Source organism: Alitiscatomonas aceti (genome assembly GCF_025567195.1).
Classification (GTDB): Bacteria; Bacillota; Clostridia; order Lachnospirales; family Lachnospiraceae; genus Alitiscatomonas; species Alitiscatomonas aceti.
The window spans coordinates 25,757-38,478 of the sequence record NZ_JAOQJF010000030.1 but is presented as its reverse complement, the minus strand read 5'-3'; the positions used below and the strand labels follow the sequence as shown (position 1 = coordinate 38,478).

Genomic DNA, 12,722 nt, shown 5'->3' with positions numbered 1-12,722 from the left:
CATAAGGAAAAGGCGGCTCTTGCGGTCATGGAAGCAGTATCGTCGGCCATGGAGGCGGCCCTGGAGAAAAAAGCCGCCGGCCGGGAAATTCCCCGGTTCGAGCCTCCGCTGCCGCCGGATAAATATAAAAAAGGGATCCTCTCCCGTGTGGATCTGGAAAAGACCTTGGACCGGGAGGAGTACAGAAAAAAGCTGGATCAGTTACAGAAAAGGCTGGAGCGGCTCCATGGAGACCTGTACCGGTACAGGATCCCTGTGGTCTTAGGCTTTGAGGGATGGGATGCGGCTGGAAAGGGCGGAGCCATCAGGCGTCTTACCAGTCATCTGGATCCCAGAGGATACCAGGTATGTCCCACCGCCTCCCCCAGCAGCACAGAAAAAGCCCATCATTATCTATGGCGGTTCTGGACCCGTTTCCCCAAGGACGGTCATATCGCTGTTTTTGACCGGACCTGGTACGGCAGGGTCATGGTGGAGCGGATCGAGGGCTTCTGCACGGAGGAGGAATGGCGCAGGGCGTATCAGGAGATCAACGATATGGAAGCCCACCTGGTGCATTCCGGGGCTGTGGTACTGAAGTTCTGGCTCCATATCGATAAGGATGAGCAGGAGCGGCGGTTCAACGACCGGATGAAGAATCCCGAAAAACAGTGGAAGATCACAGACGAGGACTGGAGAAACCGGGAAAAGTGGGACCAGTATGAGGATGCGGTCAACGAGATGCTGGAAAAGACATCCACAGAGGACGCTCCCTGGATCGTGGTGGAAGGAAACTCCAAGTATTACGCCCGCATCAAGGTGATGGAGACCGTGGCGGACGCGCTGGAGAAGAAAATAAAAGAAGTGGAAAAAGCAAAGAAAAAACATGAATAAAGTAGTGATAGCAGGCGGCGGCGCAGCTGGTATGGCGGCCGCCATAGGAGCCGCCCAGGCAGGATGCCAGGTGGTGGTATACGAAAAAAATGAAAAGCTTGGAAAAAAGATATATATCACGGGAAAGGGACGCTGCAATGTGACCAACAGCTGCGATACAGAGGACCTGTTTTCCCATATGGTGTCCAATGGAAAATTTTTATACAGCGCCATTTACGGCTTTTCCAATTTTGACGTCATGGGACTCATGGGCGAGTGCGGCTGCCCCTTAAAGATCGAGAGAGGCAACCGGGTATTCCCGGTATCAGATAAATCATCGGATGTGATCGCGGCCCTGGAACGGCGGATGAAGCGGCTGGGAGTGTCCGTCCGCTATAATGAGGCTGTGAAAGAGGTGGTCTGCCAGGATGGCCGGTGTCTGGGCGTGGTCCTGGAAAAAGGCCGGAAAATGATCGAAGCCGGGGCTGTGATCGTGGCCACAGGAGGCCTGTCCTACCCGGCCACCGGTTCCACCGGGGACGGCTACCGGTTTGCAGAAGCAGCGGGCCATACGGTGACGGAGCTTTCCCCGGCCCTGGTGCCCTTCACCTGTGCGGAAGAGGACGTAAAAAAGCTCCAGGGACTGTCGCTGAAAAATGTGGAGGTGACGGTGTATGACGGGAAGAAGGTCGTCTGGAAGGAATTTGGGGAAATGCTGTTTACTCATTTTGGCGTCAGTGGCCCTGTGATCCTAAGCGCCAGCAGCTTTGCTGCAAAGATCATTAAAAAGCGGCCCCTGGACCTGGTCATCGACTTAAAACCGGCGCTGACGCCGGAGCAGCTGGATGCCCGGATCCTGCGGGATTTTGACGAGGCGAAGAACAAGCGGTTTAAAAATTCCTTAAACCGGCTGTTTCCGGCAAAGCTGGTCCCGGTGATGGTGGCCAGGAGCGGTATCGATCCGGAGAAGAAGGTTAATGAGGTGACGGCGAAGGAGCGTGAGCGGCTGGTGGAGGCTGCCAAATCTTTCCATGTGACACTCACAGGGCTTAGAGGGTACAACGAGGCCATCATCACCCAGGGAGGCGTGGACGTAAAGGAGATCAATCCTGCCACCATGGAGTCTAAAAAGGCCCAGGGCCTTTATTTTGCCGGGGAGGTGCTGGATCTGGACGGCGTTACCGGAGGCTTTAACCTGCAGATCGCCTGGTCCACGGGGATGCTGGCGGGAAGAAGCGCCGGAACACACGTCCGCGACCGGCAGATCCGGATGATTAGTGAATAAATTCCCGCAAAACGGCGGAAACTGCTTAAGAGCGGGATAAGGAGGAAGACATGTCTTTTAACGTAGCCATCGACGGTCCTGCCGGAGCTGGAAAGAGCACTGTGGCGAAGGCAGTGGCGGCAAAGAGAAATTTTATCTATGTGGATACCGGAGCCATGTACCGGACCATGGCTCTTTACTTTCTGAGGAAGGGCGTTGATAAGAACGATGAAGCGGCGGTGAATAAAGCCTGCATGGAGGTTTCCATCTCCATCGCCTATGAAAACGGTGCCCAGCAGGTGTTTTTAAACGGAGAGAACGTATCTGGCCTGATCCGTACAGAAGAAGTGGGGAACATGGCGTCGGCCACCTCAGGATACCTTTTTGTCCGGGAAAAGCTGGTGGAGCTCCAGAAAGAAATGGCCCGGAAGTCAGATGTGGTCATGGACGGCCGGGATATCGGCACCTGCGTGCTGCCGGAGGCCGATGTAAAGGTCTATCTGACGGCCAGTTCCCTGGTGCGGGCCAGAAGGCGGTACAGGGAGCTGACAGAAAAGGGGATCACCTGCGATCTTAAGGAGATCGAGCAGGACATCCTGGACCGGGATCACCGGGATATGCACCGGGAACATTCGCCTCTGGTGCAGGCGGAGGACGCTGTTTATCTGGATTCCTCCGATATGACCCTGGACCAGGTGGTGGACGCCATCGGAAGGCTGATCGACCAGAAAATCGATGGCCAGGCGGGGGGAAGGCCATGAATGTGACCGTTGCAAAGACCGCCGGGTTCTGCTTTGGCGTAAAAAGGGCTGTGGAGAAGGTCTACGAACAGATCCAGAAGACCGATAAACCCATCTATACATACGGTCCCATCATCCACAACGAGGAAGTGGTCAAGGATCTTAAGAAAAAGGGCGTGGAGGTCATCGGCTCAGAAGAGGAGCTGGATCGCGTCCGGGACTGTGTGGTGGTCATCCGTTCCCATGGCGTAGGAAAACATATCTACGACATCCTGGAAAAGAACGGGGTGGAGATCGTGGACGCCACCTGTCCCTATGTAAAGAAGATCCACCGGGTGGTGGCCGGCCAGTGTGCAGAGGGACGCCAGGTGATCATCGTGGGAGACGAATCCCACCCCGAGGTCATTGGGATCAAGGGCTGGGGGAATCAGGACACGAAGGTCATTGAAAATGCGGAGGATTTTGAAAAACTGGGGCTTCCGGAGGGCAGCCGCTTATGCCTGGTGGCCCAGACGACATTTAATTACAAGAAATTTCAAGATATAGTTGAAAAAATTCCTAAAACGCGTTATGATATATTTGTTTTAAATACGATTTGCAATGCGACACAGGAAAGGCAGGTAGAGGCGAAAGAGATCGCTTCTCAGGTGGACGTGATGCTGGTGATCGGAGGGAAAAACAGTTCCAATACCCAGAAGCTGTATGAGATCTGCCGGCGAGAATGTAACAAAACGTATTACATCCAGACCCTGGACGACTTAAATCCTGAATGTATAAGTTCTGCGTGCAACGTAGGTATTACAGCAGGGGCTTCAACCCCGAATAATATTATCGAGGAGGTTCATACTAATGTCAGAGTTAAGTTTTGAACAAATGTTAGAAGAATCATTAAAAACAATACGTACAGGAGAGGTTGTCACTGGTAAAGTCATCGACGTTAAAGAAGATGAGATCGTTTTGAACATCGGTTACAAATCCGACGGCATCATTTCCCGCAGTGAATACACCAACGAGCCCAACGTGGACTTAAGAAATCTTGTACAGGTAGGCGACGAGATGGAGGCCAAGGTCGTTAAAGTAAACGACGGCGAGGGCCAGGTTGCACTTTCCTATAAGAGACTGGCAGCCGACAGAGGAAATAAGAGACTGGAAGAGGCCTTTGAGAATCATGAGGTCCTTACTGCAAAGGTTTCCCAGGTTCTGGACGGCGGCTTAAGCGTGATCGTGGACGAGGCAAGGATCTTTATTCCTGCAAGCCTTGTATCTGACGTATACGAAAAGGATCTTTCCAAGTACGCAGACCAGGAGATCGAGTTCGTGATCACTGAGTTCAATCCCAAGAGAAGAAGAGTCATCGGCGACCGCAAGCAGCTCATCGTTGCCAAGAAGGCTGAGATGCAGAAGGCTCTGTTCGAGCGCATCGCTGTTGGCCAGAAGGTAGAAGGAACCGTTAAGAATGTGACAGACTTCGGCGCATTCATCGACTTAGGCGGCGCTGACGGCTTACTCCATATCTCCGAGATGTCCTGGGGAAGAGTTGAGAGCCCCAAGAAGGTATTCAAGGTAGGCGAGAAGGTAACAGCTCTGATCAAGGATATCAACGGTGAGAAGATCGCCCTGTCCATGAAGTTCCCGGAGACAAATCCGTGGGCAAACGCCGCTGAGAAGTATGCAGCAGGCAATGTGGTAACAGGCCGTGTGGCACGTATGACTGACTTCGGCGCATTCGTTGAGCTGGAGGCAGGCGTGGACGCACTCCTTCACGTATCCCAGATCTCCAGAGAGCACGTTGCAAAACCGTCTGACGTACTTTCCATCGGTCAGGAGATCACAGCTAAGATCGTTGACTTCAACGAGGCAGACAGAAAGATCAGCCTCAGCATGAAGGCTCTGGAGACAGAGGCTCCGGCTGAAGAGGCAGCAAAGGAATAAAAACCGGCCAAATATCCGGTGCAGAATAGAAGAGGGCGTGTGAAGAACATAAGTTTTTCACGCGTCCTTTTGGCTTTTGGTGGGAGCTCTTTTGGTAGGTTCTCCTTTGCCTCGGCCCGATCCCTTGTTTCAGGCCTCTGGTTTCGCTGCCTGGGCATAGAAGGGAGTTTTTTCCTGCTATGCCCAAAATTCCAGTGCTTTTTGGGCATACACAGAGAAAAAGGAGATATATGCCCAATCCATAGGAAAATCCAGAGAAGTCCCAGGGTTTTCCTATGATTTTTGGGCACTGTGGAAAAAAACATACATTTATGCCCATTATTTTTCATGATACGGGAGGGGGGAATAGGAAGACGGGGGGCATGGGCTTCGCAGGTGGTGATGAGCTGGAGAGTCCGCAGGTGGTAAATTCCGGATGGATCACGGTCTTTCCCTGGATGGAGGCGCACTTATACTGGAAGGGGATCTGGCTGGTGAATAACGCCATGTCATGGGAGAAAAGGACAGTTTCCGGGGCCCTATAAAAACACGTAATGGATTCGTAAGAAAAATCGGTGGGATTTTTTTCATGCTCTATGGTAAGATGTCCGTATCAGAAATGAATGGAGGACGAGAATATGAAACGATTACATGGAGCGGCGATGCTTGCAGCCGCAGCAATGTTTACAGCTTCCATGGGGATCACAGGAATGGCAGATACCAGCGGAGCCGGGGAAAATGGAAGCCGGCTGGATGGGATGGTGTGCATGGACGGAAGTGTGATCTCTGCAGAGGATGGGAGACTGCATCTCAACCGCCGTGTGGAAGGCGGGATGACGGAGGTGGTAGTGAACCTTTCTGAGGACACGAAGATCCTGGATGCCGTCAACGGGTTCCCGGTCTCTGTGGAAAACTTAGACGATGGCGAGGCGGTCCGGGTCTATACGGGACCGGCCATGACCTTAAGCCTGCCGCCTATCACCAACGGGCTTCTGGTTCTGGCGGATGCTCCGGCAGACTCCGGCTTTCCTGTTTATGCAGTGGTGGAATCCCTGACCCAGGAGCCGGATAAGGCAGATGGAACAGAGGCTGCATATATCCTGGAAACTGCCGGCGGGATGAAATACGCGGTTTCGGATTCCACGGTCCTGCTCCCCTATCTGACCAGAAACATGGTATTTGCAACAGACCTCAAGAAGGGGACTCCGATCCTGCTATGGACCGATGGAACGGACGGCTCCGCAGCAGAGAAGATCGTGATCTTCCAGGGAGAGGGCCAGGACGCAGGAAAGGAAAATGCGGATGGACTGGGCTTCCATGGCTGGAAGGAAGAAGCCGGGAGCTGGTACTATTATGAACAGGGCCAGAAGAAGACCGGATGGCTGTGTGAGGGAACAGACTGGTACTACCTGGACCCGGAAAGCGGCCGGATGGCCACTGGATTTGTAACTGTGGACGGAAAGACGTATTTTTTAAAGGACGACGGCCGGATGCTGACGGAGGCTGCGGAGTTCGTGCCTGATGCCAATGGTGCTCTGTCCTTAAAGAAATAGAAGAAAGAGAAGGCGCTCCTGGGAGGGGGCGTCTTTTTTCTGTCATAGAAATGTGCGGCCCATAAGGGAGGAAATGCTCCGCTGGGGACAACAGGGGGCAGGCGCTTGGCACGGAAAAAAGATTTTGTTGACATACAATATTATATGGTATATAATACTGTTACAATAATATACAGTGTATAATATTGCGGATGGTAGAATTACAAGAGAGCCGGAATGGATCAAAGCCGCGGCTCTGGAACGCAGCTGCATATTTTAGGAGGGAAGACTATGGTATTCAACACAGGAGCCGCTCTGCTGGACGGGATCGTGCTGGCAGTGGTCTCCAGAGAGGCGGAGGGGACCTACGGCTATAAGATCACCCAGGACGTGAGAAAGGCCATCGATATATCGGAGTCCACACTGTATCCGGTGCTGCGGAGACTCCAGAAGGAAAACTGCCTGGAAACGTATGATATGGCGTTTGATGGAAGAAACCGGAGATATTATAAGCTGACAGAAACGGGCCGGGCCCAGTTAAAGCTGTATAAGAGCGAATGGACCGTATATTCCGGACATATTTCCCGGATCTTTGAGGAGGCAAATGTATGAGGAAGGAAGAGTTTTTTGATAAGCTGGAATATCTGCTCCAGGACATCCCGGACCAGGACCGGGAGGATGCCCTGGATTATTACAGGGATTACCTGGCTGAGGCCGGGAGCGGCAATGAGGAGGCGGCCATCGAGGATTTCGGGAGCCCTGAACGGGTGGCGGCCATTATCCGGGCCGACCTGGCATGCAATTTAAATGATGGCGGCTCCTTTACAGACCGGGGCTATGAGGATGAACGGTTCCGGGATCCCGGCTACCAGGTGGCAAAACGGCTGGATCTGCCGGAGGAGAGGGAAAATACAGCCGGCTCCGGCAGCGGACGCGGGTATGAGAAGGACGGCTGGCAGACGGGGTCGTCACAGAGGGGCAGCGGATACCAGGACCCGTCCTATGAAACAGTCCGCGAAGAAAAGAAGCCATGGACCAGTAAGGGACTGAAGCTGGTTTTATGGATCGTTCTGATCATCGCCGCTTTTCCTGTGATCCTTGGGATCGGGGGTGCCGGGCTGGGGGCCATAACGGGAATCGCTTCTCTGATCTTTGGGATCATTGCTGTGGTGCTCTGCCTGACAGCTGCGGCGTTTATCACCGGCGTATGCCTGCTGGTGGCCGGGATCGTTTTTCTGGTGGCGTCGCCTCTGGACAGCGGACTGATGTTCGGGATCGCCATTGCCGGGATCGGTGTGGGACTTCTGGGAGCGGTGCTCTTATACGCCATTCTGGCCATGTTCCTCCCATTTTTATGGAGAAGCATGAAAAAGGCGGGAGCATGGATTTCACGTAAATGGAAGGAGATCAGAAGGGTATGAAAAAATTCATTAAATATGGGATCATTGCCGGGGGAGCCCTGATCCTGGCCGGAGCCGGGATCACCACCGCGTCTCTTCTGCTGGGGGCGGATATGGGGGATCTGAACGGGCACATAAGAAAAAGACTTCATCATCTGGATGAGCTGGACGGGATCGTGGAGCGGGAAGTGGATCCGGAGGAGTATCTGGTCCGCGTGGACCAGGATCCTGCTCCGGAAGGCTGGGAGACGGCGCGGGCAGAGGGACAGGACCCGGAGGCCGGCCCGTCCGCGGAGACCTTTGCCGGAGGAGAGCCCTGGCAGTCCCCGGGGACAGACGGAGGCTTTGAGGCCGGGTATCCAGAGGTCACGGATCTTAAGATCCGGCAGCAGGGCGGGAGCGTGGAGATCTTCCGGATGGATGAGATCAGCGCCCTGACCATCAAAAGCGGGAATGGAAGCCTGGAGGCCGTCAGTTTCCAGGAATACGGAATGGATTCGGTCCTTGCACTGTGGGCCGGAGACGGGGAGGATTACCAGATCTTTATTCCCGGCTCCTGGGTGCTGGATGAATTTGAGGCAGAGATCCTGGAGGGGACTCTGGAGGGAAACGGCGTCCGCGTTCTGGAGGCGGAGCTGTCTGTGACAGAGGGAAACGCAGTCTTTACCCAGGAGGACGGGCGGAGCGCGGATCTGGAGTGCATGGGCAGCGGATCCATCCTTTGGGCAATGGAGTCTGAACGGTATATGGAGATCGATGCCGAGTGCCGGACCGGTTCCATTACCATTTCGATTCCGGAAACCATGGATCCAGGCGGGATCGGATATGACATTGAATGTGAAAACGGGACGGTGGAATTCCCGGGCTTTACAGTGGAAGGAAATCAGAAGAAAGAGGCGGCCGGAAGTCTGTCGGTCATGGATCTGGAGGCTGGATCGGGAACCATTTCTGTACAGCATACAGCGGCCCCGTAAACAGGAGCCAGATAAAAGGAGAGAGGAACATGGATGTGAGGCGGTTGTATAAGTCGGATACAGATAAGATGATCTGCGGAGTCTGCGGCGGCATCGGTGAATTCCTAAATGTGGATCCAACGCTGGTGCGGCTTTTATGGGCGATCCTGACCTTCACCGGGCCGGGGCTCATTGCCGATATCATCGCAGCGATCATTATTCCCGGCCGTCCGGATTAAAAAACGGCTGGAACATATATGGGGACCGGGGCAGAGCCATGCCGTCCGGTCCCTGTTTTTTTCAGCGGCCGCAGAGAGCGTTTCCGGGGCAGGGCTTTTTCTATGGCCTGCGCCGCGTTCTGAAAAGGATATGTGCCCGGCCTTCCAGGAGGCATACGGGTCCGGAAGGCTTCTGTATAAGCTTCCCGTTTCTGGGAATACTTTTCTAAGAAAAAGGAAAAGAGGTGAACCAGAAGCCATGGGAAAAAAGAAACAGGAGCCGGTGGATCCCAACAATCTGAAGCCGGAGGACGTGCTGAAGTTCGAGATCGCGGCAGAGCTTGGTCTGGCGGATAAGGTGGTGGCCGGAGGGTGGAGATGCCTGACTGCCAAGGAAAGCGGCCGGATCGGAGGCCTGATCACGAGAAAAAAACGGGAGATGGCCGGACAAAAAGGAGAAAACCAGACGTTGAAAGATGAAAAGAAAGATCCTATAATATAGGCAGAACGACACAGGATGGAGGAAACAAGGTGAAGATCGCTCTGATCTGCTTTACAGAAAATGGATTTCAGATGGAAAAGCGGCTGGTAAAGCTCCTGGAGACAGAGGGCCATGGTCCCTGTCCCTGGGTCTCGGGGAGGTACGCCATGCAGGCAGCCTCCCTGGATCATGAGATCAGCTTTTCCCCGGTGAAGGAGGGCGGGCTTTCTGCCTGGGCCGGAGAACGGTTTGGAGACTCGGACGGCCTTATTTTTATCGGAGCCTGCGGCATTGCTGTCAGGGCCATTGCTCCGTATATCCGGGATAAAAAAACGGATCCGGCGGTTCTGGCAGCCGATGAGAAGGGACAGTTTGTGATCCCCCTGCTGTCGGGCCATCTGGGCGGGGCCAATGAGCTGGCGGAGCGTCTGGCGGCGGGACTCGCAAAAAGCGGGATCCCGGCCCAGGCAGTGCTCACAACGGCCACGGATGTGAACCGGAGGTTTGCAGTGGATGTGTTTGCAAAGGAGCATGGCCTGGTCCTGGACCAGATGAAGCTGGCAAAGGAGATCTCAGCGGCGGTCCTGGCCGGGGAGCCGGTGGGACTGTTTTCAGACTTCCCATTTCCCGGACCGGTCCCGGAGGGGCTTTATAAGGACCGGATCTGCCCGCAAAACATCCGGATCACCGTATGGAAGAAGGATCGGAAAGGCCCGGAGGAGCCGGGCCCTTTAAGACTGGTGCCCCGGTGTGTGGTCCTGGGGACCGGGTGTAAACGGGGGACCTCCATGGAGCAGATCTGGTCTGTGGCGGAGGAGGCCATGGAAAGAGAGGGGCTGGACCCCTCAGCCGTCTGCGGCCTGGCCAGCATCGACTTAAAAAGCGGGGAGCCGGGGCTGTGCAGTCTTGCTGAAAAGCTGGGGGTCCCGTTTTTTACGTACACAGGAGAGGAGCTGGCCGCCGTACCCGGGGCGTTTACGGAGTCAGAGTTCGTGAGACAGGTCACGGGCGTGGGAAGCGTCTGTGAGCGGGCGGCTGTGGCCGCATGCCGGGAGGCATCGGAGGATACCCGGCTCCTGATGAAAAAATACGCCCGGGATGGAGTGACCGTGGCGGCGGCATGTTTTATACCGGAATTATTTAAGGGATCGGAGAGATGACAATATGATAAAGGTTGTGACCGGAGCCGGGGCCAGCGGGAAATCGTCCTTTGCGGAGTCCCTTCTGGAACAGTCGGAGGCGAAAAGGAAGATCTACGCTGCCACCATGATAGTATGGGACGACGAATGCCGGGCACGGGTGAAAAAACACAGACAGATGCGGGAAAAAAAGGGATTTGAGACAGCGGAGCGTCCGGTGGACCTGGGAGAGCTTTTTGTACCGGAGGACGGGGCAGTGTTGGTGGAATGTATGTCCAATCTGGCAGCCAACGAGATGTACCGGGAGGATGTGGGAATGGAAAGCTGTGCAGAGCTCCGGGCGGCCCAGGCCGGAGAGCGGATCTTAAGAGGGCTCCGCCTGCTTGCAGAGGCGGGCCGGGACCTGGTGGTGGTGACCAATGAGGTCTTTGGGGATATAAAGCTTACAGAAGAGGAAACGGCAGCGTACCAGCGGCTCATGGGAAGACTGAACCGGGAGCTTTTTTCCATGGCAGGAGAGGTCTGGGAGGTGGTCTGCGGGATCCCGGTGCAGCTGAAGGGAAAGAAGGAGCAGACAGGGGCGGCCGGGATAGAACTGGCAGCCGGACAGAATAAAGAGGGAAAAGAGAGTCTACATATGAAATTTATCACAGGCGGCGCATTCCAGGGAAAAAGGGACTTTGCAGAGCAGCTCCTGGCCCGGGAGGGCGTTTTGGAGTATGAAACGGCGGACGGAGCCGCGGATCCGTTTGAGGCTGCGTACAGCCGGAAGCTGGTGGTGAACGTCCAGGACTATGTGCGCCGGTTTGCGGGCCTTGAGGACGGAGAAGCCAGAGAACGGCTGCAGGAATTCCTGGACCGGTTTATAAAGGAGAATCCCGGAGCTGTGGCGGTCATGGATGAGATCGGCTGCGGGATCGTGCCTGTGGGCCGGGAGGAGCGGCTGTGGAGGGACCTGGCCGGAGAGGCGGCCCAGACCCTGGCAGCCTGTTCCAGGGACGTATACCGGGTCACAGGCGGCCTGGCCCAGGTACTGAAGGGCGGTGAGCGGTAAATGGAACAGGGAAGCCAGTGGGAAAAGGCGTACACCCATGGCGGGGATGTGTACAGGAACGAAAAAATACGGATGGATTTTTCCATTAACATCAATCCCCTGGGAATGCCGGATTTTATCAAACAGGCGGCCATGGACGGGGTGGAGGAAAGCGCCCGCTATCCGGACAGCCGGTGCAGGAGGCTCCGGAGGCTGGCAGCCGGATTTTACGGCGTGCAGGAGGAAACCCTTGTGTTTGGAAACGGGGCTGCGGAGCTGATCTTCGGGATCGTCCGGGCCGTATCTCCCAGGCGGGCTGTTTTGACGGCTCCGTCGTTTACAGAGTATGAAGCGGCTCTTTCATCTGTGGGGGCGGAGGTCCTGTTTTTTCCATTGAAGGAGGAGGAGGATTTTTCTCTTCCGGCAGACCGGTATCTGGATTTTTTAAAGAGCGCCAGGCCGGATATGATCTTTTTGTGCAATCCGGCCAATCCGACCGGAAGGCTGACGCCGGGAGAGGAGATCCGCCGGATCCTGGAGTTCTGCACCGTTCAGGGGATCCTTGCAGTGGTGGACGAGTGCTTCCTGGATCTGGCGGAGGAGGATGAGAGGGATTCGGTACTGGATCTGGTGCGGGCAGGAGAAAAAAAAGTTTTTTTGCTGAAAGCATTTACAAAATCCTTTGCCATGGCAGGACTCCGCCTGGGGTACGGATTCCTGGCAGACGGAGAGCTGCGGCTTAAGATGCAGAGCCAGAGCCAGCCCTGGAACGTGTCCATACCGGCCCAGGAGGCCGGATGCGCGGCCTTTGGAGCAGAGCGGGAGCCCTACCTCCGGGAAGCCCGGAGGCTCATAGGCCAGGAGCGGGAATATTTAAGGGAAGGCCTGCAAAGACTGGGCTTTTATGTATTTCCCTCGGAGGCCAATTTCCTTTTATTTAAGAGGACAGACAGAGGGGACGGGGGAGAGCTTTATGAGTCCCTTTTATCCCGCGGGATCCTGATCCGCAGATGCGGCGATTATCAGGGACTTTCCGGGGATCATTATCGGATCTGTGTGAAAAAAAGGGAAGAAAACAGGGCTTTTCTGGAGAATTTGGGAGAAATATATAAGAAGAGGTAATAAAAGAATCAAAAAAATAGTATAAATCCCCTGTTGCACAAAAGATACAAAACTGATATACTCTATGAAATAGCTAA

The 12,722-nt window shown here is 54.8% G+C and carries 13 protein-coding genes and 1 pseudogene; all 14 read left to right on the top strand.

Annotated features, from left to right (window positions below; all coding sequences use genetic code 11):
• Positions 1-873, top strand: a pseudogene (locus tag OCV69_RS13035) (phosphate--AMP phosphotransferase); the annotation flags it as partial.
• Positions 866-2,137 (top strand): BaiN/RdsA family NAD(P)/FAD-dependent oxidoreductase, encoded by a 1,272-nt coding sequence (locus tag OCV69_RS13030; RefSeq protein WP_158359569.1) that lies wholly within the window; start codon positions 866-868, stop codon positions 2,135-2,137. The pseudogene OCV69_RS13035 and the gene OCV69_RS13030, both read left to right, overlap by 8 nt.
• Positions 2,138-2,187: 50 nt before the next feature.
• Positions 2,188-2,877: a (d)CMP kinase gene (gene cmk, locus OCV69_RS13025; RefSeq protein WP_158359570.1), complete on the top strand. Its 690-nt coding sequence runs from the start codon at positions 2,188-2,190 to the stop codon at positions 2,875-2,877.
• Positions 2,874-3,725, top strand: a complete 852-nt coding sequence (ispH, locus tag OCV69_RS13020; RefSeq protein ID WP_158359572.1) for a 4-hydroxy-3-methylbut-2-enyl diphosphate reductase — start codon at positions 2,874-2,876, stop codon at positions 3,723-3,725. The genes cmk and ispH overlap by 4 nt, the downstream gene beginning before the upstream one ends.
• Positions 3,706-4,788 carry a 30S ribosomal protein S1 gene (rpsA, locus tag OCV69_RS13015; protein WP_158359573.1) on the top strand — a complete coding sequence of 361 codons (1,083 nt, stop codon included), beginning with the start codon at positions 3,706-3,708 and terminating at the stop codon, positions 4,786-4,788. The genes ispH and rpsA overlap by 20 nt, the downstream gene beginning before the upstream one ends.
• Positions 4,789-5,405: 617 nt before the next feature.
• Positions 5,406-6,320 (top strand): N-acetylmuramoyl-L-alanine amidase family protein, encoded by a 915-nt coding sequence (locus tag OCV69_RS13010; RefSeq protein ID WP_262563142.1) that lies wholly within the window; start codon positions 5,406-5,408, stop codon positions 6,318-6,320.
• Between the two features lie 270 nt (positions 6,321-6,590).
• Positions 6,591-6,911 (top strand): PadR family transcriptional regulator, encoded by a 321-nt coding sequence (locus tag OCV69_RS13005; RefSeq protein ID WP_022273773.1) that lies wholly within the window; start codon positions 6,591-6,593, stop codon positions 6,909-6,911.
• Positions 6,908-7,720, top strand: a complete 813-nt coding sequence (locus tag OCV69_RS13000; protein ID WP_158359588.1) for a DUF1700 domain-containing protein — start codon at positions 6,908-6,910, stop codon at positions 7,718-7,720. The genes OCV69_RS13005 and OCV69_RS13000 overlap by 4 nt, the downstream gene beginning before the upstream one ends.
• Positions 7,717-8,673: a DUF4097 family beta strand repeat-containing protein gene (locus OCV69_RS12995; protein ID WP_158359590.1), complete on the top strand. Its 957-nt coding sequence runs from the start codon at positions 7,717-7,719 to the stop codon at positions 8,671-8,673. The genes OCV69_RS13000 and OCV69_RS12995 overlap by 4 nt, the downstream gene beginning before the upstream one ends.
• 29 nt (positions 8,674-8,702) lie before the next feature.
• Positions 8,703-8,891, top strand: a complete 189-nt coding sequence (locus tag OCV69_RS12990; protein WP_158359592.1) for a PspC domain-containing protein — start codon at positions 8,703-8,705, stop codon at positions 8,889-8,891.
• A gap of 238 nt (positions 8,892-9,129) precedes the next feature.
• On the top strand, positions 9,130-9,372 hold the full coding sequence (locus OCV69_RS12985; protein ID WP_158359594.1) for an alpha/beta-type small acid-soluble spore protein: 243 nt from the start codon (positions 9,130-9,132) through the stop codon (positions 9,370-9,372).
• Positions 9,373-9,401: 29 nt separating this feature from the next.
• A complete protein-coding gene (locus OCV69_RS12980; RefSeq protein WP_158359596.1) occupies positions 9,402-10,511 on the top strand; it encodes a cobalt-precorrin 5A hydrolase in 1,110 nt (369 codons plus the stop codon).
• Between the two features lie 4 nt (positions 10,512-10,515).
• Complete coding sequence (locus tag OCV69_RS12975; RefSeq protein ID WP_262563141.1) at positions 10,516-11,544, top strand: bifunctional adenosylcobinamide kinase/adenosylcobinamide-phosphate guanylyltransferase; 1,029 nt, start codon at positions 10,516-10,518, stop codon at positions 11,542-11,544.
• Positions 11,545-12,645 (top strand): pyridoxal phosphate-dependent aminotransferase, encoded by a 1,101-nt coding sequence (locus OCV69_RS12970; protein ID WP_158359598.1) that lies wholly within the window; start codon positions 11,545-11,547, stop codon positions 12,643-12,645.
• Positions 12,646-12,722: the final 77 nt, after the last annotated feature.

Bases quoted from the DNA above. Each gene is read 5' to 3' on its own strand.
- rpsA (WP_158359573.1), top strand. From the start codon at position 3,706: ATGTCAGAGTTAAGTTTTGAACAAATGTTAGAAGAATCATTAAAAACA.
- OCV69_RS13005 (WP_022273773.1), top strand. From the start codon at position 6,591: ATGGTATTCAACACAGGAGCCGCTCTGCTGGACGGGATCGTGCTGGCA.
- ispH (WP_158359572.1), top strand. From the start codon at position 2,874: ATGAATGTGACCGTTGCAAAGACCGCCGGGTTCTGCTTTGGCGTAAAA.
- OCV69_RS12995 (WP_158359590.1), top strand. From the start codon at position 7,717: ATGAAAAAATTCATTAAATATGGGATCATTGCCGGGGGAGCCCTGATC.
- OCV69_RS12985 (WP_158359594.1), top strand. From the start codon at position 9,130: ATGGGAAAAAAGAAACAGGAGCCGGTGGATCCCAACAATCTGAAGCCG.
- OCV69_RS13010 (WP_262563142.1), top strand. From the start codon at position 5,406: ATGAAACGATTACATGGAGCGGCGATGCTTGCAGCCGCAGCAATGTTT.
- OCV69_RS13030 (WP_158359569.1), top strand. From the start codon at position 866: ATGAATAAAGTAGTGATAGCAGGCGGCGGCGCAGCTGGTATGGCGGCC.
- cmk (WP_158359570.1), top strand. From the start codon at position 2,188: ATGTCTTTTAACGTAGCCATCGACGGTCCTGCCGGAGCTGGAAAGAGC.
- OCV69_RS12990 (WP_158359592.1), top strand. From the start codon at position 8,703: ATGGATGTGAGGCGGTTGTATAAGTCGGATACAGATAAGATGATCTGC.
- OCV69_RS12970 (WP_158359598.1), top strand. From the start codon at position 11,545: ATGGAACAGGGAAGCCAGTGGGAAAAGGCGTACACCCATGGCGGGGAT.
- OCV69_RS12975 (WP_262563141.1), top strand. From the start codon at position 10,516: ATGATAAAGGTTGTGACCGGAGCCGGGGCCAGCGGGAAATCGTCCTTT.
- OCV69_RS13000 (WP_158359588.1), top strand. From the start codon at position 6,908: ATGAGGAAGGAAGAGTTTTTTGATAAGCTGGAATATCTGCTCCAGGAC.